This window comes from Flavobacterium lindanitolerans, assembly GCF_002846575.1.
In the GTDB taxonomy this organism is placed as follows: Bacteria; Bacteroidota; Bacteroidia; order Flavobacteriales; family Flavobacteriaceae; genus Flavobacterium; species Flavobacterium lindanitolerans.
The window spans coordinates 1,346,577-1,369,174 of sequence record NZ_PJND01000007.1; the positions used below are offsets into that span (position 1 = coordinate 1,346,577).

The window sequence follows — 22,598 nt, forward strand, 5'->3', positions numbered from 1 at the left end:
AATGAAAATTTTAAAAATCCAAAAGGCTTTCGTCTACCTTATTTGGAAGCGTAACCTTTAATAACGGTTGTGCTTCCATTGCCCTTTTTATAGCAAAAATGGCACCGTCATTTCTGGCCCAGCTTCTTCTGGAAATCCCATTATTTACATCCCAGAAAAGCATGGATTCCAGGCGTCTGGAAGCTTCCTTTGAACCATCAAGAACCATACCAAAGCCACCGTTAATAACCTCGCCCCAGCCAACGCCACCGCCATTATGGATAGAAACCCAGGTTGCGCCTCTGAAACTATCGCCAATGACATTATGGATAGCCATATCTGCAGTAAATCGGGAACCGTCATAAATGTTGGAAGTTTCTCTGTAAGGCGAATCTGTTCCGGAAACATCGTGGTGGTCGCGGCCTAATACCACATAGCCAATTTCTCCTTTGGCAATTGCCTGGTTAAAAGCTTCGGCAATCCTGATTCTTCCTTCGGCATCAGCATAAAGAATTCTGGCTTGTGAACCCACGACCAGTTTGTTTTCCTGAGCGCCTTTAATCCATTGGATATTATCCTGCATTTGCTGCTGGATTTCAACCGGAGCTGTTTTGGACATTTCTTCCAATATTTTTGAAGCTATTTCATCAGTTTTTTGCAAATCTTCAGGTTTTCCTGAGGTACAAACCCAACGGAAAGGTCCAAATCCGTAATCAAAGCACATTGGACCCATAATATCCTGTACATAGCTCGGATATTTGAAATCAATACCGTTTTCGGCCATTACATCTGCACCTGCACGCGAAGCTTCCAAAAGGAAAGCATTTCCGTAGTCAAAGAAATAAGTTCCTTTGGCTGTATGTTTGTTGATGGCGGCTGCATGTCGGCGTAATGTTTTCTGTACTTCGGCTTTGAATTTTTCAGGGTCATTGGCCATCAGTTCATTCGATTCATCAAAAGTATATCCGGTAGGATAGTAGCCGCCAGCCCATGGATTATGTAATGAAGTCTGGTCTGAACCTAAATCGATATGCAGGTTTTCCTGGTCAAATCGCTCCCAGACATCAACAACATTTCCTAAATAGGCAATAGAAACTACTTCTTTATTTTCCAGAGCTTTTTTTACTCTCGGAACCAATTCGTCAATATTTTCTATGATTTCATTTATCCATCCCTGTGAATGGCGTATGTGTGTGATTTTTGGATTGACTTCTGCGCAAACCGTAACACAACCCGCAATATTTCCGGCTTTTGGCTGTGCTCCGGACATTCCGCCTAATCCTGAAGTGACAAAAAGGTGTCCGCCAGGTGATTTTTTTATTTTTCGGAATCCGTTTAAAACAGTAATTGTTGTTCCGTGAACAATACCTTGCGGTCCAATATACATATAACTTCCTGCCGTCATTTGTCCGTATTGTGAAACTCCAAGGGCATTGAATTTTTCCCAATCATCCGGTTTGGAATAATTAGGAATAACCATTCCGTTAGTAATAACAACCCTTGGTGCTTCTTTGTGAGATGGAAATAATCCCATCGGATGGCCGGAATACATAACCAAAGTCTGCTCGTCGGTCATCTCAGAAAGGTATTTCATAGTTAGCAGGTATTGTGCCCAGTTTTGAAAAACGGCACCATTACCACCATACGTAATTAATTCATGCGGATGTTGCGCCACAGCATAATCCAGGTTGTTTTGAATCATGAGCATAATCGCCTTTGCCTGTTCTGATTTTCCCGGATATTCTGAAATCGGCCGGGCATACATTCTGTAGTCCGGGCGTAAACGATACATGTAAATTCGGCCATAGGTCTCCAATTCATCTCTGAATTCTTTGGCCAAAACCTCATGATGTTTCGCATCAAAATAACGCAAGGCATTGCGGACAGCTAATTTTTTTTCCTCAGCAGAAAGAATTTCTTTTCTTTTTGGCGCATGATTTATATCGGTTTCGTATGGCTTTGGTTGCGGCAAAACCGATGGAATGCCTTGTTGTATTTGTTCTTGGAAAGTCATTTTAGTTGTTAATTTCAGGGCTGTCTTTTGGCCCGTTAGTATATATGATTCTAATTCGTTTTTTCGCAGGATAATAAGGTTACCTATTTTTTATTCAGCCCTGTTTTTTTATCGAACCCGTAAGGACAGTGCCGGCATCCGCTCTTGCAACAGTAACCCCTTTTTAAATGGTGTTTTTCTGTAAAGCACTTGTAACCTTCGGGCGTATAATAAAAATCTTCGCCTTCTTTTAATTTATTTTCATTATTTTGCTCATTCATAAATACAAATTTATAAACTTTATAATGAATGTTTCTAATCGTTTCCAGATATTTAATTCCTAAAGGTTATCGTGGCATAACATTGTTCCCGTTTGTCATTCTTAAAAATCCTTTAGACAGGCAAAATAGGGTATTGGTCAATCATGAAAAGATTCATATCCGCCAACAGCTGGAATTTTTAATCATTCCTTTTTTTCTATGGTATTTCATAGAGTATGGATTAAGGCTGATTCAATATAAAAACAAGAACTTGGCTTACAGAAATATTAGTTTTGAGAGAGAAGCCTATTTCAATGAATTTAATTTGGATTATATAAAAAACAGGAAAGTATGGGGTTTTAGAAAGTATTTATAAATCCCCTAAATCTAAATGTTATATGGTCGAAATAAAAAATCAATTGATTCTTAAGACGAACAAGGTTGATGTTTTCATAAAAAGGGAAGACCTTATTCATCCGTTTGTTTCCGGAAATAAATATAGAAAGCTCAAATATAACCTGCTAAAAGCTAAAGAAGATGGATATTCTGTGTTGTTGACTTTTGGTGGTGCTTTTTCGAACCATATCGCAGCTGTTGCCTTTGCAGGAAAAGAAAATAATTTTAAAACCATTGGGGTAATCAGAGGTGATGAATTGAGAGAGAAAATCGAAGACAACCCAACCCTGAAATTTGCTCAGGAAAACGGCATGCAATTTGAGTTCATTTCAAGGGCGCAATATTCGGATAAGCAAAGTCCGGAATTTGAGGAGGAATTAAGACGCAGGTTTGGTAATTTTTATCTTATTCCGGAAGGCGGAACAAATGAGTTAGCGGTTAAAGGCTGTGAAGAAATACTGACCGCTGACGATGCGCAATTTGATTATATCTGTTGTGCAGTGGGAACGGGAGGCACGATTTCGGGAATTATTAATTCGGCATTGCCGCATCAGAAAGTTTTGGGATTTCCGGCGCTAAAAGGGGATTTCCTAAAAAAAGAAATTCGTAAATTTGCCTCAAATGAAAATTGGGAGCTGATTGCTGACTATCATTTCGGCGGTTATGGAAAAGTGAATTTAGAACTGATTGAATTTATAAATAATTTTTATCAGGATAATAATGTTCCGTTAGACCCCGTTTATACTGGAAAGCTTGTCTTTGGTGTTGCCGATTTGATTGAGAAAAATTATTTTCCCGACAAGTCGAAAATCTTGATAATCCACACAGGCGGATTGCAAGGCATCCAGGGCATGAACACGGTATTAGAGAATAAACAATTACCCAAAATAAATATCAATGTTTAAAAAAATCTTCTTTCTATTGACAATTGCAACGCTGGCTAGTTGCGGTTCTTCAAAGTCAAAGGTAGCTACGACAAAAAAAGCGGCTTATAAGCCGAAAAGAGAGGTAGCAGCAAGAAAAACTCACACTGGAAAAACAGTATCAACTACCAAATCCGGTGCTGGCTCAGGTCGTACTACAGAAGTTATCGAATCAACTTCAAAGACAATCGTATATAGCGATGTGGTAAACAGTTATGTTTTGCAATACAAAGACATTGCAAAAGGAAACATGAAACAGTATGGAATACCTGCAAGTATTATTCTGGCGCAAGGAATTTTGGAATCGGGCGCTGGTTCCGGAACTTTGAGCAAAACAGCAAACAACCATTTCGGAATCAAATGCCATACAGGATGGACCGGAGAAAGTGTCCGTCATGATGATGATGCCGAACAGGAATGTTTCAGGAAATATAATGACCCGGCTGAATCGTATAGGGACCATGCAGAGTTTTTGACAGGAAGGAGTCGTTATGCCAGCCTTTTTAAGTTAGAAAAAGGAGATTATCAGGGCTGGGCAAAAGGATTAAAAGCTGCGGGATATGCAACAGACCCAAAATATCCGGATAAGTTAATCAGCTATATTGAACGATACAATTTGCATCAATATGATGCTGAGGTTTTAGGTGTAGAGTTTACGCCTATCCAGAAAAGTCAACCGGTAGCCGTGAATACGAGGCCGGGCAATACGGAAGGTTTTTATGAAGTGACAAAAGGAGATACCTTATATTCGATTTCAAAAAAATTCAATACTACTGTTGACGATTTGAAAAGATTGAATAATCTTTCTGACAATGCCATTTCGATTGGACAATTTATAAAAGTAAAATAATTTAATCTTAACCTCGACAGGGTTCCAAATCCTGCCAGGGTTGTTAATTAAAAGTATGTTATATCAAAGAAGCAGCCAGCTTTTTGCTCAGGCTGAAAAAGTAATTCCCGGAGGAGTCAATTCTCCGGTTCGTGCGTTTAAAGCTGTTGGTGGCACACCAATTTTTGTAAAATCTGCTAAAGGAGCTTATCTGTATGATGAAGACGGAAACAGACTAGTGGATTATATTAATTCCTGGGGGCCAATGATTTTAGGACATGCCTATGATCCGGTTGTCAATGCTGTAATTGAAAGGGCAAAGTTGGGAACTTCTTTTGGTATGCCTACTGCTTTGGAAACAGAAATTGCGGAATTAGCAGTTTCTATGGTTCCGAATATTGATAAAATCCGGTTTGTAAATTCTGGAACAGAGGCCTGTATGAGTGCCATACGTTTGGCAAGAGGTTATACAAAGAGAGATAAGATTATCAAATTCTCTGGTTGTTATCACGGACATTCCGATTCATTTTTAATCCAGGCCGGTAGCGGAGCCATTACTTTTGGAGCGCCAAACAGTCCCGGAGTAACACAAGGAACGGCAAAAGATACTTTGTTGGCCAGATACAACGATATTCAAAATGTGGCTGATTTGTTCAATGCTAATAAAAATGAAATTGCAGCTATAATTATTGAACCTGTAGCAGGAAATATGGGTTGTATTCCTCCAAATGAGGGCTTTTTAAAGGCTTTAAGAAGTCTTTGTGATGAAAATGGTGCGCTGTTGATTTTTGATGAAGTAATGACAGGGTTTCGCCTTGCGAAAGGAGGAGCGCAAGAGTTTTTTGGTATCAAAGCAGACATTATTACTTTTGGGAAGGTTATAGGCGGTGGACTTCCGGTTGGAGCATTTGCTGCAAGAAATGAAATTATGAATTATCTGGCGCCTGTCGGGCCTGTATATCAGGCAGGAACTTTGTCTGGAAATCCTTTGGCAATGGCAGCAGGTCTTGAAATGCTGAAAGCTTTGAATGCCGATGCCGATATTTTTAAAAGATTGGATGAAAAAACAGCTTATCTGGAAAAAGGGATAAGAGAAAAATTAACTGCTAATGACATTGCTTATACAATTAACCGGGTAGGTTCAATGATTTCGGTACATTTTGATGAAAATCCGGTGACGGATTTGCAATCGGCTTCAAAAGGCGATAATGAATATTTTAAGAAATTCTTCCATGGACTGCTACAGGAAGGAATTTATATAGCGCCATCGGCTTATGAAACCTGGTTCATTACAGATGCACTGACTTATGAAGATTTAGATTTTACAATAAATGCTGTCGACAAAGTATCGAAGCAATTCTAAATACAAAAGGCTTTCCAATTGGAAAGCCTTTTTTTATTGAATCTCAGAAGATTAATTCTGAGTCAGTTGTTTTAATAATTCAGGATTGCTGTCGATTTTTGCCATCTGTTCCGCACTTAAAGTACCTCTCAATTTAGCATCAATCGATTTGTAAATTACTTTTTTCTTGTCATCAGTAAGTCCTGGCTTCGATAGCGCTTCATGTTTCTTTTTGAAAAGTTCCAGAAAAGTCGCTTTATTCTGCTCGCTTAATGTTACTGTTTCGGATAAGGAAGCAACATCTTTTTTTGCAAGATCAGCAGGACTTGTCTGGGCAAATGAAGCAATCGTGAATGCAAAAAATACCGATAGAATAGCAATAAATTTTTTCATGATTAAAATGAATTTGTTTTGATAATAGTATATCAAATTTGAAGCCAAAATACGATAATTTCAAAAAATATTCAATATTTACTTACTTTTTTTCAGCTCTTTTTCTTCTTTCCTGAAATTTTTCTTTTGCCTTTTCACGTTTTTCAGCTTTCATTTCGTCCCATTTTTTAGATTGGTCCGGAGTTAAAATAGCTTTAACTTTAGTGTCGAAAGCTTTCATTTCTTCATTTCTTTCCGTGCGTTTTGCCTGCATTATTTTTTCTCTTTCCGCCTTTTTTGCTTCCCTTTTTGCTGACTGCTCAGAAAGAAGTGTCGCCATTTGTTTTTGTTGAGATTCGTTTAGTCCAAGATCTGTAGTCAGTTCTTTTAAGTGCTTTTCATTACGCTGTTCCGGTGTTAGCCTTTCCATTTTAGCTCTGTCCATTTTTTTGACAACTGGTTTTTCTTGTGCAAATGATGCCATTCCTATCATCAATACTGCAAATACAAACATTTTTTTCATAATCTTTTCTTTTTTAAATTTTTAGTTTGATAATAAGACCGAAGTAGGAAAGAAAGGTTTAATCTCCAGTTGTATTTTTTGTATTTATTTAGTATTTAAAATAAAAAAAAACCGCCATAGGGCGGTTTTTTTGTATATAATTCTAAAAAAATTATTGAGTTAATTTTTTAAAGAGTTGTTGGTTTGCTTTTAACTTTCTGAATTGTTCAGGAGATAATATCTCAGCTAATTTTGTCTCAATTTCTGTAGAAAGCTGAGCTTTTTGTTCTGCGGTCACATCAGTTCGTGAGATTAAAAATTTATGTTTATCATAAAGCGTTTCCTTGATGTCTTTTTCTATTTTCTTAGATATAGGTATTACTGCGTTTAGTGCAGCAAAATCCGCTTGGGCAGATGCATAAGCGTCTTTTTGAGATTCTTGAGCACTTGCTCCAATTGAGAATGCAAGGAAAAATGCAAGAATAGCAAGTATTTTTTTCATAATAGCTGATTTGATTAGGTTTAAGAAACCAAATCTAAATCATTTAAAAATAAAATCAAAGAAATATAATTGTAAAATTGATGGTTATGTAATTTTTTAACAGGTTTTGCTGCTTTTCAAAGTTATTACGATTCTGGTAATAAAAAAAAAGACTGTCCAAGGGAACAGTCTTTTTGAATATTGTGTCAAGCCATATTATCCGATGTAGTGGACTATTTTGTCTTCACCCTCAATAGATACTTTTGTTAAAGCATGTTTTGCCAGCGATTTCATAGAAGCATCCCATTTTTTGCCACTCAAATCTGCTTTGACTTTTAACAGGTTTAAAGGCATGGCATTTTCATTAGTTTTCAGGATTTCAATAATCCCTTTTTCTTCTGCTGTAAGCTCAACTTCTACAGTTTTTTTCTCAGGACGCATCTGTGGAAAGAATAGTACTTCTTGGATAGAAGCATTGTTGGTTAGGAACATTATCAATCTGTCCATTCCTATTCCTAATCCTGATGTAGGAGGCATTCCGTATTCTAAAGCTCTAAGGAAATCATAGTCGATAAACTGTGTGGCTTCATCGTCACCTCGTTCAGACAATTTCAATTGTGCTTCGAATCGCTCTCTTTGATCGATAGGGTCGTTCAATTCGGAATAAGCATTCGCCACTTCTTTTCCGCAGACCATCAGTTCAAAACGTTCCGTAAGTTCCGGATTGTCGCGATGTTCTTTGCAAAGTGGGCTCATTTCTTTTGGGTAATCGGTAATGAAAGTTGGTTGGATAAAGTTTCCTTCGCATTTTTCGCCAAAAATTTCATCAATTAATTTTCCTTTACCCATAGTTTCGTCAACTGCAATTCCCATAGAACGTGCGGCTTCAAAAATTTCTTTTTCTGATTTTCCGGAAATATCAAATCCTGTATATTTTTTAATGGCATCGGTCATCGTTACACGCGCATATGGGGCTTTGAAGCTTACTTTGTGTTCGCCAAATGTTGCTTCAGGAGTTCCGTTTACCGCTACTGCGCAATGCTCCAGAAGATTTTCTGTGAATTCCATCATCCAATTGTAGTCTTTGTAGGCTACATAAATTTCCATGGCGGTAAACTCAGGATTGTGAGTTCTGTCCATTCCTTCGTTTCTGAAGTTTTTAGAAAATTCATATACGCCGTCAAAACCGCCTACAATTAATCTTTTTAAATACAATTCATTAGCTATTCTCATGTATAAAGGAATGTCTAAAGAATTATGATGCGTGATGAATGGTCTTGCTGCGGCACCTCCCGGTATAGATTGTAAAATGGGAGTTTCTACTTCCATGTATCCTGCCGTATTGAAAAAGTTACGCATGGCGTTGAACAGTTTTGTTCTTTTTACGAAAACTTCTTTTACTTGCGGATTTACAACCAGGTCAACATAACGCTGACGGTAGCGCAATTCCGGATCTGTAAAACCATCGTGAAGGTTGCCTTCAGCGTCGATTTTTGGTAATGGCAATGGACGAAGTGTTTTGCTCAATAAGGAAAAATTGGTCACAAGGATTGATTTTTCGCCTACCTGTGTGGTGAACAAGGTTCCTTCAACGCCTATAAAATCGCCTAAGTCAACTAATTTTTTAAAAACTTCGTTATAGAGCGTTTTGTCTTCGCCGGGGCATAATTCATCACGATTTACATAAATCTGAATGCGTCCTTCGCTGTCCTGTAAGGATGCGAATGAAGCTTTTCCCTGAATTCGTGTACTCATCACACGACCTGCAACAATCACCTTCTTTCCTTCTTCAAAAGTGTCCTTGACCTGTTTCGAAGTGTGTGTCACTGGAAACAAATTAGCCGGATATGGGTTGATGCCGAGTTCTCTCAGTCTGCCCAACTTTTCTCTTCTGATGATTTCTTGTTCTGAAAGTTGCATATAGTGTTAATTTTAAGGGTGCAAAGATAATTAAAAGTTGGTATGTCAGAAAATCAAAAAAATGAAAAGATGAAAAAAAGGCTGCCATTTAAATGCGCAGCCTTTTTAAAGGTAGAATTTCAGCCTGTTTAGTTGGCTATTTTTTTGATATGCATAACCTGGTCTGAAGTCAATATTTTTAGTACTAAAATTTGATTGCCAAAGAAGGAGTTGTCCAAACTGGAAGTGTTGTTGTTAATGTTGGTCTTATGGTAAATTAGTTTACCGGTAAGGTCATAAAGTTCAACACTGTCTATTAAGCTATTGGAGCTGTTGATGTTTAAAAGGCTGTTTGAGTTTGATACAACCAGTTTGTTCTGGTTTTTTACTTCATCAATTCCTAAGGCAGGCTGGATATTGACAGTGTAATCTTCTGTTTCTCCATATTCGGAATCTTCATCACAAGCCTGGTCATCTGTAGCTGCTGCTGCGCCAACTGCCGCTACACGAACTCTCATTCTTTTATTTCCGACGGTAGTAGTTGTTGGGATTGTGATGTTTCCGGTTACAACGCTGCCGCTTCCCGTACCAATGTATGTGAATTCGGAAGCTTCAAAAGAATTGTTTCCGTTATAATCAATCCATACGCTTACAGATTCGTTAGACCATCCGTCTCCTACGGTCACTGAAATAGGGTAAGAGGATCCCATGTTAAGGTTAGGGGCTGCTAGTGCTGTAAAATTACTATATCCGTTACTGCCACATGTGCTGGCATTGGTCAATGTTCCTATTGAAACATTTAGGATTAAATCGTCATCGGTACAGTCTAATACTGGCTGGCAGTATTGGGAATGTGCCTGAAATCCTAATGAACAAAAAATAATGCCGAAAATAAATTTCATGTTGTGAAATCTAATGCAGGCAAATTGTTTTTTTTGATTTTTAAAAGTAGTTTTCCAATTCATAATAATGCGGTTTAATAGGTTGTTTTTTATTAATGTATAAATTTAAATTTAAATAAAATTAATTTAATATATGTAAATAGTTAATTTTTAATGATTTTATTATTCAGTTTGTGTGTGTTTCGGGTTGTGTAAATCGTGGTGTTTAAGTTAGTATCTTTGTGCTAATTAAATTTTGAATTATGAATAAAGAGATTCAGCTTCTGGATTTGGGCCGGAAAGACTATAAAGATACCTGGGAGTATCAGGAAAGCCTTTTTAAAGATATTCTTGATTTGAAAATAAGAAACAGGAGAGAGGAGTTGGGGTTGCAGACTCCAAATTACTTTCTTTTTGTGGAACATCCGCATGTGTATACACTAGGGAAAAGTGGTGATTTTAATAACCTCCTTTTGAGTGAAAAAGAATTGGAGGGCAAAGGCGCTACTTTTTATAAAATAAATAGGGGGGGTGACATTACCTACCATGGGCCTGGTCAAATTGTAGGTTACCCGATTTTAGATTTGGAAAACTTTTTTACAGATATTCACAAGTACCTCCGTTTTCTGGAAGAGGTTTTTATTCGTGTTTTGGCAGATTATGGGCTTACTGCAACCCGGAGTGAAGGGGAAACCGGTGTCTGGTTGGGTGTAGGAACGCCTTTTGCAAGGAAAATATGTGCTTTAGGAGTGCGTGCTTCCCGCTGGGTCACGATGCATGGTTTTGCTTTTAACGTAAATGCTGACCTGGGGTATTTTGATAATATCATTCCGTGTGGCATCCGGGGCAAATCGGTAACGTCTTTAAATGTAGAGCTTGGCAAGGAAGAAATAGATATGGAAGAGGTGAAAGAAAAAATAAAAAAACACTTCACGGAACTCTTCGAATCGCAGTTTGTTACTTTTAAGGCTGCGATGGTTTAAAATTCAATTTCTAACTGCTCAGGCAATAAGCGGAACGACATCCTGTGGTATTTGGTCGTGCCGTATTTCTTTATCGCTTCCCTATGTTCTTTGGTCGGATAGCCCTTGTTTTGTTTCCAATTATACATTGGAAATTCTTCGTGAATCTGATTCATGTACTCATCCCGGTATGTTTTTGCTAAAATAGAAGCGGCGGCGATACTCAGATATTTACTATCGCCTTTGATGATGCAGCTATGCGGTATGTTGGCTACGGGTTTGAAACGATTGCCGTCTACTATAATATAATTAGGTATGGGATTCAGCTTTTTTATGCATTCCTGCATGGCATGGATTGAGGCGTTCAGGATATTTATCTCATCAATAATTCCCGGCTCAATATGGGTAACGGAATAACATAGGGCATTTTCTTCAATAACAGGTCTCAGGAAATCTCTGTTTTTTTCTGACAATTGCTTGGAATCATTTAATAATTCATTAAGAAAATCTTCGGGCAGAATTAATGCGGCGGCAGTTACAGGTCCGGCAAGACAGCCGCGTCCCGCCTCGTCTGTTCCGCATTCAAAGTTTAAATTGGAGTAACTATTAAGTAACATTAACATTTCGGAATTTTAGCAAAAATATAAAAAATGACGCAACCTTTTGAATTTTGTGTATCTAATATGAAGGATATCTGCATAAATCTGAAATATTAGGCTTCTTTAGCGTTAATAAAAATATTATTCCGAAGTAATATTTGTTTATTTAAGAAATTATTAAGAAGTTTGCAAGATAACTAACTCAAATAAATTTAAATATGAGATCTAAGTTCAAATGGATTTTTGCGCTTTTACTAGCGTTTTCAATGCAGTTTTCCTTCGCACAGGAGAAAACTATTTCTGGTACAATTACCGATGGTCAGGGCTTGCCATTGCCAGGTGTTAATGTTGTAGTTAAAGGAACAGCTCGTGGAACACAGACTGATTTTGATGGTAAATATTCCATCTCAGCAAGTCAGGGTGAGGTTTTGCAGTTTAGTTTCGTAGGTTATAAAACTTCAACGGCAACTATTGGGGCTTCAAGCGTAGTAAATATGGCTATGCAAGAAGGTGACGAGATGCTTAATGAAGTAATTGTTACTGGATATACAAGTACCAAAAGACCTAAAAGTTTGGCGGCAGTAAACTTTGTAAGTATTGATGAAGTCGAAGAAAGATCAAATGCTTCGGTAATTCAAAACCTTCAAGGTATGGTTGCTGGTTTGAATATTGGTACTGGTAGTGGTCAGCCTGGAGCTGATAGTACTATCCTTCTTAGAGGTGTTGGGTCGATCAATGGTAACATAGAGCCATTGTTTATTGTTGACGGTATGCCTGTTGATGAAGATGGATTCAGATCTATAAACCAAAATGATATTGCATCGATTGCGGTTTTAAAAGATGCGGCTGCTACTTCTATTTATGGTAACAGAGGTGCTAATGGTGTTATTGTAATTAATACTAAGAGTGCTAAATTTGGGCAAAGTTTAGAGGTTAAATATCGTGGACAGTATGGTATTACTGAGCTTCAAAAGTTTAATATTGATGTGATGAACTCTAGACAAATTTTAGAGTTCCAGAAAAAATATAATGACGGTTTAGGAAGTACTTTGACTGATGCTGAAATTGCTGAGGCTGCTTTGGTTAATACAAATTGGAGAGATGTATTCTTCAGGACTGGTGTTACTCAACAACATGATATTTCATTTTCTTCGGGTTCTAAAAACTCAAGAAACTTTACATCTATCGGTTTTATGGATCAAGATGGTATCTTCATCAATACAAACTTTAAAAGATTTAACTTTAGAAATAACTTCAACGGAAAATCAGATAACGAAAAGTTTACTTATGCTTCAAACATCAATGTTAACTTCTCTAGAAGTACAGGTATAGATGGTGCTGGTTCTAACGCAACATTCTTTGCTCCTTTTACGGCTGCTATCAGAGGTTTACCTTATGTTGATTCAACAACAAAATTACCGTATAATGATGTGGCTGCACTTTCACCAACTAATGCTCCTTTAGTATTATTGGATGCTTCTAGGATGAATACGGATGTTGAAGATGAGCTTAAAATCTTAGCTAATTTTAATGCAGATTACAAAATAACTGACAATTTTACTGCAGGTATTAACTTAGGGGTTGATTACTCAACTTTTAATAACTTAGAAATTTTAGATCCGTTAAGTTTACTAGGGCCTTTCCAAGTTGATGCCCGTGCTCAATTCGGTGGTATTCATGATGAGTCAACTTCAAGAGATTTTAGATTTAACAGTACTACTTATTTGAAATATAATAAAGTATTTAATGACAAACACTCGTTAAATGTAGGTTTATATACAGAATACTACAAAGCTCACTACAATGGATTTAACTTCCAGAAGAGAGGTTTGGATCCTAGATTGACTGGAACTGGATCGGCTTTTGTTCCTGGAACTACTATTGAATCTTGGCAAACATTGCCTCCATATATCCCAACAATTGGTTCTTTTAAAGTTCAGGAAGGTTTATTCTCTTATTTTGGGCAAGCTGATTATGACTATGCTGAAAAATATGGTCTTAGCGTGAATGTAAGAAGAGATGCTTCTTTCAGATTTGCAAATGATAACAAATGGGGTACTTTCTGGTCTGTTGCAGGTAGATGGAATATCGATCAGGAAAGTTTTATGGAAGGTTCGGCATTTAATATGTTGAAGTTGAGAGGTTCTTATGGTACTTCTGGTAACCAAAGAGTTGATAACGCACAATACAGTGTGTTGAGTTTAACTCGTACGCTTTTTGGAGCCGGTACAGGTTATAACGGAACTACATCGACAGTTCTTACACAATTAGCGAATCCAAATGTACAGTGGGAAGAAATTGCTCAAACAAACGTTGGTTTGGATTTCGGAATATGGCAAAATAAATTAAACGGTAGCTTAGATGTTTATAAGAAAGAAACTACTAAACTTTATCAAAGTTCTCCAATTTCTCCAGTACAAGGAACTTCTAGTATCAGTACTAACACTGGAAGCTTGGAAAATAAAGGTATCGAGTTAACATTGAACTATAATATCTTCAAAAACCAAGATTGGGATATCTCTGTTGGAGGTAATGGATCTTATAACAAGAATAAAATTAAAGAATTGCCAGCTTCTACAAATGGATTGGTATTTGGTGGAGGTTCAACAGCATTGGGTACAGGTGAGCCAATCGGTTCTTTCTACGTAGTGAGATATGCAGGTGTTAACCCGGCTAATGGTAATCCTTTGTTCAGAACTGCTGATGGTGGTTTGACAGAAACAATTACAGATGCTAACAGAGTATTTACCGGAAAATCTCAATATCCAGTTTGGCAAGGAGGTTTCAATACAAGTATTACTTACAAAGGATTTAACCTGTATACACAATGGAGTTTTGTTGCTGATATCTACAGAAACAACTTGGATTTAGCTACTTTGGAAACTGGAACACCTGGTTCATTGAACAACGGAGGAAACAGATCTACTACTATGTTGAATGCTTGGCAAAATCCTGGTGATATCACTTCTATCCCAAGAGTTGGTCAAGGATATAATGAAATTGACTATATCAACAGTACAGATAGATACCTAGAAGATGCTTCTTACCTAAGATTGAGAAACATTAAACTTAGCTATAACTTTACTTCTGACCAATTGAGCAGAACATTCTTGAAAGGTCTTGGTTTCTTCATTCAGGCTGAGAATATTGTTACTTTCTCTTCTTGGAGAGGTTGGGATCCTGAATCTAACTTTAGATCTACTGATAGAGGTCAGTATCCTACTCCAAAAATCTTTACTTTTGGAACATCAATTAATTTTTAAAAAAAAAAGAATATGAAAAAATCGATATTATTATTACCAATTTTTTTCTTGATGCTTTTTTCGTGCTCAGATGCGTATGATATCGCTCAAGATAATGAATTGTTAGAAGAAGATGCTTACGTTACTATCGGGCATTTAAGATCTGGTTTGAATGGAGTTTATGCTGCCTATGGACCAGACGGGGGAGGTGATGCCCTTGTTTTCAATGACTTGTTTACAGACAACATGAGAAGAGGTTCGAGTAATAATGGACAAGGATCTGAAGAGTATAATTTCCTTATGCAACCTAACTCGGATTTGCCTACTGTAATGTGGTCTAACAGATATGCTACTATTAACAGAGTGAATAGAGTTTTAAGAGCATATGACAGATTGTATCCAAATTTTACTACTGCAGAAAAAAGATCTGCTGATCATATTAAAGGTAATTTATTGGCAATGAGGGCTTTGTGTCACTTTGATTTATTTCAGTATTTTACTGTTGATTACAAAAATGCTTCTGGATTATCTGTGATTAAAATGGATTTTGTACCAGCATCTACTTTTGATGTTTTCCCAAGAAATACTGTTGCTGAAATCACTGATTTTATCAAACAGGATTTAACAGATGCTAAAGCTTTATTGAATGGTGCTCTTGCGCTTAGACCAGGTGAAACGGCTGTTCCGTCTGATATAGCTACATATAATTCAGTTATTTATTTAAGACCTGTTGCTGTTGATTTTATCAGATGTAGACTTGCATTGTTGGAAGGTGATTATCCAACAGCTCAAAGTTTAGCTACAACTTTATTGGCAGGAACTCCATTAACTCCTAGAGCAGGTTACCAGGCAATGTATACAGATGCCAGCCCGGGTGAAAGTATCTTTAAATTATCTAGAGTAATTAACAATAACAGTATCCCAGGTTTGTTCTATTTTAACTTTAGTACTACTGGTCCAATCGATCCGTTTTTGTTTGCATCCAGACAGTTATATAACACATTTACTTCTACAGATATCAGAAGAACTGTTATCTATGGTAACATCGTAGCAGGATCACCGGAAGAAATTAATGCTGTTTTCCCAATCCGTAAATATGTTGGTAGTTCAGATGGTCCAAGAATTAATGATGTTAAATTGTTCAGATCTTCTGAATTGAAATTAATCATTGCTGAGTGTAAAGCTAGAAATACAGATCTTCTTGGTGCTGCTACAGAAGTTCAGCAATTGAGAGCAAACAGAATTTCAGGTGCTAATCCACTACCTACTTATGCTAGTTTAAATGCTGCTTTAACTGACATTTTGTTGGAAAGAAGAAAAGAATTTGCTTTTGAAGGTCACAGATATCTTGATTTGAAACGTATAGGTGGTGAAATTAATGTTGGTGTTGATAGATTAGCAGATGATGCTTTCACATTTAATGCTCCTACTTCTTTGCCAGCGGGTGATTACAGATTTACTATGCCAATCCCTACGACAGAAGTATCTGCAAATCCTACAATTGTTCAGAATCCTAATTATTAATTTATTGTTATGAAAAAACTTTTTATCCTATTGATTTCTGTTGCATCTTTCGTAAGTTGCTCAGATCCAGATGGAGTTACGTACAATGAGAATTTGACGTATGTAGCTTTTGAAAAAGCTGCCTATAACTTACCGATACCGGTAAATTCTAGTACTTCAGTTGATATTAAATTTGTTGCCAGTAACAAATCTAATGTTGCCAGAACTTATAACTTAACAGTTGTGGCTGAAGAGACAAATGCTAATCCGCTTACTTACAGTGTTCCTGCAACTTTGACTATTCCTGCAAATTCATATGAAGGTATAGCTACTATTACAGGTACTGATAATGACTTAGTAGATTTTGCCATTAAAAAATTGGTTATCCAGGTGTCAGGTCTTTCTGCTAAAGAATCTACAGATACTGAGAAGATAACTCTTAACGTTTATGAAGTTTGTCCACTTGTAATAAATGATTTCGTTGGTCCGTTTAATATTAACTCATGGTGGTTGGAAGGTCCTTCGACTAATGATGTTATTGCGGGTACTGCGGCAAACACTCTAGAAATTCTAGATTATTTTGAAAATGCTAATTTTGTTATTAGCTATGATGCTAACAACAATGTTACTTTTGCTCCGCAAAATACAAATGTTTACTACAATGACGGTACATATCAAGGTTGGATTTATGCAAGAATGTCTACAGCTCCTGCAAATGTTTCAAAAATTGATCCTTGTACAAACAAAATTTCACTTTGGATTAGTTTCTATATTAACGGTGCTGGTGTAGGTTACCCTGATCAGTTAGAAGTTTTTGTGAAACAATAATTTGAAATTTAAAATATTGTTCCTATCAGAAGGCAGTTATGAATCGATTCATAACTGCCTTTTTTTTATAATCTGTTTTTGATTTCAGTAAGATTTTATATTTAAAGCTATATATTAGCTTTTTTTATTTATTTTTGTTATCTTACTAAATTAATTTATTATGAAACACTTTTATATTTTTCTAGGTGTTCTTTGTTCCGGTACTATTTTTTCTCAGTCCAAGGAGGAATTGAAGAGCGTTATAGAGAATACGAATGTCTCAGAGCTAATGGTTCTGAAAAATCAATTTCAAGCCGAATTTCTTCAGCGTCAACAACGAATTAATGAGTTTTTACTGAAAAATCCTAAAATGTCTAGGGTGGTAAAGGATGAGTTTTCCAAGAAAGAGATATATGATGTTTTAGACGGTAAAGAAGTACTTTACTATGAAACATCTAATGCAGGATCTTCTGCAACTATTCGTACCAATAGATTGTATTCTGGAGGTTCGTTAGGTCTTAATGTACAGGGTCAGGGAATGAAAGCCTATGTTTGGGATGGAGGTGGAGCGAGAACAACGCATGTCGAATTTCCCAACAACAAAGTAAATATATTAGACGGTGCTGCTCTTGATGATCATGCTACACACGTTACAGGGACGATTGTTGCTCAAGGGCTTACTGCAAATTTGAAAGGTATTGCTTTTGATGCTTCAGCCGATAGTTACGATTGGAATAATGATTATAATGAAATGGCAACCCAGGCTGCGGTGGGAATGTTGGTTTCAAACCATTCTTATTGGATAGGACAAAATGCCAGATGGGTATTTGGAGCTTATGATAACAGAGCCAGACAATTTGATTTAATTGCTTTTAGTGCGCCTTATTATCTTGCCGTTACGGCTGCGGGTAATGATAGAAATGACGTTAATGATCCTTTAGTAGGGCCACAATTAAATGAAAAATTTGGTTATGACCTGATACGAGGTATGCAAACAGGGAAAAATTTCTTGACTGTAGGAGCTGTGAATCAGGTAACCAATTATACTGGTCCAGACAGCGTTGTAATGTCTGCTTTTAGTAGCTGGGGGCCTACTGATGATGGTAGAATAAAACCTGAAATAGTAGCTAAAGGTGTTGGGGTTAGATCGACGCTTGTTGCTTCAGATACTGCTTCTGGGCTTAAAAGTGGTACTTCAATGGCTTCACCGGCAGTGGCAGGGGCGGCATTATTGATGCAACAGCATTACCATAATATTTATAACAATTTTATGAAGGCAGCAACCCTAAAGGGATTGCTATTGCATACGGCTGATGAAGCGGGTTTCTATGATGGTCCAGATTATGAATATGGTTGGGGGTTATTGAATGCAGAAAGAGCGGCGAATGTTATCACAGGTAAAAATACAGGTGCTACTATAATAGATGAATTGACTTTAACTAATGGTGAAACATATACTAAATCGATAACAGTAAATGGTACCGAGCCATTACAGGTTTCCATTTCGTGGACCGACAGAGCAGGGAATGCTAACAGTGGTACTGTTGATTTGCCAACTTTAGCCCTTGTAAATGACCTGGATGTAAGAGTGGTAAAAACAGATAATACTACTTATTTTCCATGGACGCTTGATCCGGCTAACGTATCTGCTGAACCATCAAGAACTCAGGATAACTTCAGAGATAACTATGAAAAAGTACAGGTTGACAATCCTGGTGGAACATACAATATCGTAGTAACTCACAAAGGTACATTAACAGGAGGTTCGCAAAACTTTTCATTAATTGTTTCTGGCCCTCAAGTGTTGAGTACAAATGAAGTGGTTAAAATTGATGACGCAATATCAATTTATCCAAACCCTGTAGCTAACAGTTTGAATTTTGCTGTTACAAATTCAATTGTTTTGTCTGATGTTTCAATTTATGATGTGACAGGAAAACAGGTTATTTCAAGTAAAGATTTGTCATCAAACTCTATTGATGTTTCAAGACTTCAATCAGGAGTTTACTTTGCAAAATTTGTAAGTGAAGATAAAACAGTTACCAAAAAATTCATCAAGCAATAAATCCTTGAAGTATATACAAAACCCGCTTTTAAAGCGGGTTTTTTTTATGTTTTTATTTTGCTTAAAAAAAGTATCTTTGCTCAAATTGTATCTGAATGGCAAAGTTTTTTTATGTAGCGCTATTTTTATTACCACTTTTTGTCTTTGCGCAAACAAAAGACCCACAAACAAAAGGGAATATTGCTGCTGGCAAAGAAAAAAAGGTTCAATTAACAGAACCTGCCAAAAATGACACTATTGCTACAATTGATATGTACAAGATTATCACTCTGCAGCATGATACTACCTATGTTGATACTTCCTTAACCATACAGAAAGAGTATAAATTCAATTATCTACGGAAGGATAATTTTGGGCTACTCCCTTTTGCCAACGAAGGACAGACTTTTAATACGCTTGATTATGGCTATAACAAAACGACAGCCTATCCGGGATTTGGATTCGCAGGAAAACATTTTAATTATCTTGAAGTAGACGATATAAAATACTATAATGTTGCTACGCCAATGACAGACCTTTATTTTAAAACTGTTATGGAACAAGGCCAGATGATAGATGCTTTTATTACCCTGAATACGTCTGAAAGGTTAAACTTTTCAATTGGATACAGAGGTTTGCGTTCGCTTGGAAAATATGTGAATCAACTTTCAAGTAACGGGAATTTCAAGTTTATGACCAGTTATAATACCTCAAATGAAAGATATTTTTTAAAAGCACACTTTACAGGCCAGGATCTCACCAATGGAGAAAATGGAGGTATTGTAAATCTGGAAGACTTTGAAGGTGGTGATAGTGAATTTGACAACAGGGCAAGGCTGGATGTGTATTTTTTAGATGCTACTTCAATCCTTAAAGGGAATCGTTATTTTGTAGACCATCATTTTAGAATCAACGCCAATAAAAGTACCAACAACCTTTATGTAGACCACCAGTTCAATTACGAGAATAAGTTTTTTGAATATACACAACCAACAATCGTTACCTCAATCACTACACCGGCACAAGGAACAATCAGAATGTCCAGATTTGGAAGTTCCTACAGATCAAGTAACATAAATGACAAAACCCGTTATAACAGGATGTATAATAAAGTTGGGGCGACTTATGAAAACAGTACATTAGGACAGTTCCAGTTTTTTATAGAAGATTTCAGATACAATTATTTCTATAACCGTATAATTATAGAAAGCCCAACATATACCATTGGAAATCTGTTATCCGATGAATTTAATGTGGTCGGCGGGCAATATACTTATCAAAAAAACAATTGGAATGGAAGGTTTTTATTTTCAAGCTCAATTTCCGATCAGAAAATGTCTACGCTTGATGCGAACCTGTCCTACAAATTTGATGAGAAAAACAATATACATTTCCAATACCAGAATCTGAGTAAGGTTCCGGATCATATATATAATCTTTTTCAAAGTAGCTATATAGATTATAATTGGGCTAATAATTTTGAAAATGAAAAGATAAATAGCCTGAACGTAAATGCAAATACGCAATGGGCAAATGCATCCTTGCAGGTGTCAAACTTGAAAAATCATTTGTACTTTTTTAATGAAAGTACCTCTCAGGACACATTAACAATTAAACCGGCACAATACTCCAAAGCAATTAATTATTTGTCGCTGAAAGTGTCTAAAGAATTTAAGTTCAGAAAATGGGCGCTTGACAATACTGTCCTTTACCAAAAAGTAGCCCAGGACGATGACATTATAAATGTTCCACAATTGGTTACAAGAAATACGCTTTATTATTCTACCCATGTTTTCAAGAAAGCAATGTTTTTACAGACAGGTGTAACATTCAGCTATTTCTCGAAATATTATGCAAATGATTACAATCCGGTTATAGGTGACTTCTATATCCAAACCAAAAGAGAAATAGGAGGTTTTCCAACGTTTGACTTTTTTGTAAATGCTAAGATTCGCAATACAAGAGTCTATCTGAAAGCAGAGCATTTCAATTCGGGTTTTATGGATAAAAATTATTATTCGGCGCCTAATTATCCATACCGTGATTTTATCGTGCGTTTCGGATTGGTTTGGAATTTCTTCTCTTAAGATTTTTATATCGCAACTCAGAAGACGTATAATTTATACTTCATAATTCGTAATTAATTTTGTAGTTCCTATCTTTGTAGCTTAAAAAAATCACGAATTATACATGAAATACGCAAATAATATATTAGAAACTATAGGGAATACGCCCTTAGTAAAACTAAACAAAGTCACTAAAGAGGTCGATGCTTTGGTTTTGGCAAAAGTAGAAACCTTCAATCCCGGCAATTCGGTTAAGGATAGAATGGCGGTAAAGATGATTGAAGACGCCGAAGCTGACGGACGACTAAAACCAGGTGGGACTATTATTGAAGGTACCTCCGGTAATACAGGGATGGGTTTGGCTTTAGGTGCTATTGTAAAAGGATATAAGCTGATTTGCGTAATTTCTGACAAGCAATCCAAAGAAAAAATGGATATTCTTCGTGCAGTTGGAGCACGGGTTGTGGTATGTCCGACAGATGTTGAACCAACCGACCCACGTTCTTATTATTCAGTTTCCAAAAGACTGGCTGAAGAAACGCCAAACTCATGGTATGTCAACCAATATGACAATCCGTCTAACTCTTTAGCTCACTATGAGCAAACCGGTCCGGAAATCTGGGAACAGACGGATGGAAAAATCACGCATTTTGTTGTGGGTGTAGGGACAGGTGGAACTATTTCCGGAGTCGCAAAATTCCTGAAAGAAAAAAATCCTAATATTAAAATTTGGGGTGTTGATACTTATGGTTCTGTATTTAAAAAATACCATGAAACCGGAATTTTTGATGAAAATGAAATTTACTCCTATATCACAGAAGGTATAGGTGAGGACATCCTTCCAAAGAATGTTGATTTCTCACTAATAGATGGTTTTACAAAAGTAACCGATAAAGATGCAGCAGTTTATACAAGAAAAATTGCCTTGGAAGAAGGGATTTTCGTTGGTAATTCAGCCGGTTCAGCTATAAAAGGTGTGTTGCAGTTAAAAGAGCATTTCAAGCCGGAGGATGTCGTTGTGGTTCTTTTCCATGATTCAGGAAGCCGTTATGTGGGTAAAATGTTTAATGACGACTGGATGCGTGAAAGAGGATTCCTTGATGAAGAAATTACAAAAGCGGAAGACGTAATCAAAGATCATATAGATAAACCATTGGTGGTAGTTCGTACAGAAGAATTAGTTTCTCATGCCATTGAAAGAATGCGCAAATATAAAATTTCACAAATTCCTGTAATCGATATCAATGGTTTTGTAGGATCGGTTGATGAAACGGATTTATTCCAAAGCTATGTTTCAGATAAAAATGTAGCCGATAAACCAATTAAGGAAGTTATGGGCAAGCCTTATCCGATTGTGAAATCGGGAACTTCAATAGAAGAAGTTTCTAAATTGTTCAGCAAAGACAATCAGGCTGTGCTGGTTGATTTGGGTAACGGGAAACATCATATTATTACCAAATACGATATTATTGGTTCTATAAAATAATAGTTCAGACAATAAAAAAAGCCTAACATATT

Annotated in this window: 19 protein-coding genes; 11 read left to right on the plus strand and 8 right to left on the minus strand. The window is 36.6% G+C overall.

Annotation, left to right across the window (positions count from 1 at the left end; all coding sequences use genetic code 11):
- Positions 1 to 10: 10 nt before the first annotated feature.
- Both B0G92_RS05910 and B0G92_RS16650 read right to left on the minus strand, forming a co-directional pair.
- Positions 11 to 1,993, minus strand: a complete 1,983-nt coding sequence (locus tag B0G92_RS05910) for a urocanate hydratase (protein WP_101471420.1) — start codon at positions 1,991 to 1,993, stop codon at positions 11 to 13.
- An 83-nt stretch (positions 1,994 to 2,076) separates the two neighbouring features.
- On the minus strand, positions 2,077 to 2,253 hold the full coding sequence (locus B0G92_RS16650) for a C1orf53 family protein (protein WP_162239682.1): 177 nt from the start codon (positions 2,251 to 2,253) through the stop codon (positions 2,077 to 2,079).
- 28 nt (positions 2,254 to 2,281) lie between these two features.
- Between B0G92_RS16650 and B0G92_RS05915 the strand changes: the two genes are divergently transcribed.
- From B0G92_RS05915 to hemL, 4 genes are read left to right on the plus strand one after another with little or no spacing between them, the layout of a single operon-like run.
- Complete coding sequence (locus B0G92_RS05915) at positions 2,282 to 2,608, plus strand: hypothetical protein (protein ID WP_101471421.1); 327 nt, start codon at positions 2,282 to 2,284, stop codon at positions 2,606 to 2,608.
- A 22-nt stretch (positions 2,609 to 2,630) separates the two neighbouring features.
- Positions 2,631 to 3,533, plus strand: a complete 903-nt coding sequence (locus B0G92_RS05920; RefSeq protein ID WP_101471422.1) for a 1-aminocyclopropane-1-carboxylate deaminase/D-cysteine desulfhydrase — start codon at positions 2,631 to 2,633, stop codon at positions 3,531 to 3,533.
- Positions 3,526 to 4,401, plus strand: a complete 876-nt coding sequence (locus B0G92_RS05925) for a glucosaminidase domain-containing protein (RefSeq protein WP_101471423.1) — start codon at positions 3,526 to 3,528, stop codon at positions 4,399 to 4,401. Before B0G92_RS05920 ends, B0G92_RS05925 begins: the two co-directional genes overlap by 8 nt.
- Positions 4,402 to 4,456: 55 nt before the next feature.
- Positions 4,457 to 5,743, plus strand: coding sequence for a glutamate-1-semialdehyde 2,1-aminomutase (gene hemL, locus B0G92_RS05930; RefSeq protein ID WP_101471424.1), 1,287 nt, complete (start codon positions 4,457 to 4,459; stop codon positions 5,741 to 5,743).
- A 51-nt stretch (positions 5,744 to 5,794) separates the two neighbouring features.
- On the opposite strand, the gene B0G92_RS05935 is transcribed toward hemL, so the two are convergent.
- The 5 genes from B0G92_RS05935 to B0G92_RS05955 all read right to left on the minus strand — a co-directional run bounded on the left by B0G92_RS05935 (position 5,795) and on the right by B0G92_RS05955 (position 9,878).
- Complete coding sequence (locus tag B0G92_RS05935; RefSeq protein ID WP_101471425.1) at positions 5,795 to 6,115, minus strand: hypothetical protein; 321 nt, start codon at positions 6,113 to 6,115, stop codon at positions 5,795 to 5,797.
- Between the two features lie 82 nt (positions 6,116 to 6,197).
- Positions 6,198 to 6,617, minus strand: coding sequence for a hypothetical protein (locus tag B0G92_RS05940; protein ID WP_101471426.1), 420 nt, complete (start codon positions 6,615 to 6,617; stop codon positions 6,198 to 6,200).
- Between the two features lie 151 nt (positions 6,618 to 6,768).
- Positions 6,769 to 7,098, minus strand: coding sequence for a hypothetical protein (locus B0G92_RS05945; RefSeq protein ID WP_101471427.1), 330 nt, complete (start codon positions 7,096 to 7,098; stop codon positions 6,769 to 6,771).
- Positions 7,099 to 7,293: 195 nt separating this feature from the next.
- Positions 7,294 to 8,997, minus strand: coding sequence for a lysine--tRNA ligase (lysS, locus tag B0G92_RS05950; RefSeq protein WP_101471428.1), 1,704 nt, complete (start codon positions 8,995 to 8,997; stop codon positions 7,294 to 7,296).
- 128 nt (positions 8,998 to 9,125) lie between these two features.
- Positions 9,126 to 9,878, minus strand: a complete 753-nt coding sequence (locus B0G92_RS05955; RefSeq protein WP_101471429.1) for a GEVED domain-containing protein — start codon at positions 9,876 to 9,878, stop codon at positions 9,126 to 9,128.
- Between the two features lie 242 nt (positions 9,879 to 10,120).
- Here B0G92_RS05955 and lipB point away from each other — a divergent pair, with 242 nt between their 5' ends.
- Complete coding sequence (gene lipB, locus B0G92_RS05960; protein WP_101471430.1) at positions 10,121 to 10,840, plus strand: lipoyl(octanoyl) transferase LipB; 720 nt, start codon at positions 10,121 to 10,123, stop codon at positions 10,838 to 10,840.
- On the opposite strand, the gene B0G92_RS05965 is transcribed toward lipB, so the two are convergent.
- Positions 10,837 to 11,436, minus strand: coding sequence for a ribonuclease HII (locus B0G92_RS05965; RefSeq protein ID WP_101471431.1), 600 nt, complete (start codon positions 11,434 to 11,436; stop codon positions 10,837 to 10,839). The genes lipB and B0G92_RS05965 overlap by 4 nt on opposite strands.
- 200 nt (positions 11,437 to 11,636) lie before the next feature.
- Here B0G92_RS05965 and B0G92_RS05970 point away from each other — a divergent pair, with 200 nt between their 5' ends.
- The 6 genes from B0G92_RS05970 (at position 11,637) to B0G92_RS05995 (ending at position 22,566) form a co-directional block, all read left to right on the plus strand.
- Entirely contained in the window at positions 11,637 to 14,681 is a 3,045-nt protein-coding gene (locus tag B0G92_RS05970; protein ID WP_101471432.1) for a SusC/RagA family TonB-linked outer membrane protein, read from the plus strand.
- Between the two features lie 12 nt (positions 14,682 to 14,693).
- Positions 14,694 to 16,184 (plus strand): RagB/SusD family nutrient uptake outer membrane protein, encoded by a 1,491-nt coding sequence (locus B0G92_RS05975; RefSeq protein WP_101471433.1) that lies wholly within the window; start codon positions 14,694 to 14,696, stop codon positions 16,182 to 16,184.
- Positions 16,185 to 16,193: 9 nt separating this feature from the next.
- The gene (locus B0G92_RS05980) at positions 16,194 to 16,991 is read left to right on the plus strand and encodes a hypothetical protein (protein WP_101471434.1); all 798 of its coding nucleotides are present in this window, start codon (positions 16,194 to 16,196) and stop codon (positions 16,989 to 16,991) included.
- 349 nt (positions 16,992 to 17,340) lie between these two features.
- Positions 17,341 to 19,035, plus strand: coding sequence for a S8 family serine peptidase (locus B0G92_RS05985; protein WP_180326404.1), 1,695 nt, complete (start codon positions 17,341 to 17,343; stop codon positions 19,033 to 19,035).
- A gap of 95 nt (positions 19,036 to 19,130) precedes the next feature.
- A complete protein-coding gene (locus B0G92_RS05990; protein WP_101471436.1) occupies positions 19,131 to 21,101 on the plus strand; it encodes a putative porin in 1,971 nt (656 codons plus the stop codon).
- 103 nt (positions 21,102 to 21,204) lie between these two features.
- Entirely contained in the window at positions 21,205 to 22,566 is a 1,362-nt protein-coding gene (locus B0G92_RS05995) for a pyridoxal-phosphate dependent enzyme (RefSeq protein WP_056069274.1), read from the plus strand.
- The last annotated feature ends 32 nt before the right edge of the window (positions 22,567 to 22,598 follow it).

Bases quoted from the DNA above. Each gene is read 5' to 3' on its own strand.
- B0G92_RS05910 (WP_101471420.1), bottom strand. From the start codon at position 1,993: ATGACTTTCCAAGAACAAATACAACAAGGCATTCCATCGGTTTTGCCG.
- B0G92_RS16650 (WP_162239682.1), bottom strand. From the start codon at position 2,253: ATGAATGAGCAAAATAATGAAAATAAATTAAAAGAAGGCGAAGATTTT.
- B0G92_RS05915 (WP_101471421.1), top strand. From the start codon at position 2,282: ATGTTTCTAATCGTTTCCAGATATTTAATTCCTAAAGGTTATCGTGGC.
- B0G92_RS05920 (WP_101471422.1), top strand. From the start codon at position 2,631: ATGGTCGAAATAAAAAATCAATTGATTCTTAAGACGAACAAGGTTGAT.
- B0G92_RS05925 (WP_101471423.1), top strand. From the start codon at position 3,526: ATGTTTAAAAAAATCTTCTTTCTATTGACAATTGCAACGCTGGCTAGT.
- hemL (WP_101471424.1), top strand. From the start codon at position 4,457: ATGTTATATCAAAGAAGCAGCCAGCTTTTTGCTCAGGCTGAAAAAGTA.
- B0G92_RS05935 (WP_101471425.1), bottom strand. From the start codon at position 6,115: ATGAAAAAATTTATTGCTATTCTATCGGTATTTTTTGCATTCACGATT.
- B0G92_RS05940 (WP_101471426.1), bottom strand. From the start codon at position 6,617: ATGAAAAAAATGTTTGTATTTGCAGTATTGATGATAGGAATGGCATCA.
- B0G92_RS05945 (WP_101471427.1), bottom strand. From the start codon at position 7,098: ATGAAAAAAATACTTGCTATTCTTGCATTTTTCCTTGCATTCTCAATT.
- lysS (WP_101471428.1), bottom strand. From the start codon at position 8,997: ATGCAACTTTCAGAACAAGAAATCATCAGAAGAGAAAAGTTGGGCAGA.
- B0G92_RS05955 (WP_101471429.1), bottom strand. From the start codon at position 9,878: ATGAAATTTATTTTCGGCATTATTTTTTGTTCATTAGGATTTCAGGCA.
- lipB (WP_101471430.1), top strand. From the start codon at position 10,121: ATGAATAAAGAGATTCAGCTTCTGGATTTGGGCCGGAAAGACTATAAA.
- B0G92_RS05965 (WP_101471431.1), bottom strand. From the start codon at position 11,436: ATGTTACTTAATAGTTACTCCAATTTAAACTTTGAATGCGGAACAGAC.
- B0G92_RS05970 (WP_101471432.1), top strand. From the start codon at position 11,637: ATGAGATCTAAGTTCAAATGGATTTTTGCGCTTTTACTAGCGTTTTCA.
- B0G92_RS05975 (WP_101471433.1), top strand. From the start codon at position 14,694: ATGAAAAAATCGATATTATTATTACCAATTTTTTTCTTGATGCTTTTT.
- B0G92_RS05980 (WP_101471434.1), top strand. From the start codon at position 16,194: ATGAAAAAACTTTTTATCCTATTGATTTCTGTTGCATCTTTCGTAAGT.
- B0G92_RS05985 (WP_180326404.1), top strand. From the start codon at position 17,341: ATGTCTAGGGTGGTAAAGGATGAGTTTTCCAAGAAAGAGATATATGAT.
- B0G92_RS05990 (WP_101471436.1), top strand. From the start codon at position 19,131: ATGGCAAAGTTTTTTTATGTAGCGCTATTTTTATTACCACTTTTTGTC.
- B0G92_RS05995 (WP_056069274.1), top strand. From the start codon at position 21,205: ATGAAATACGCAAATAATATATTAGAAACTATAGGGAATACGCCCTTA.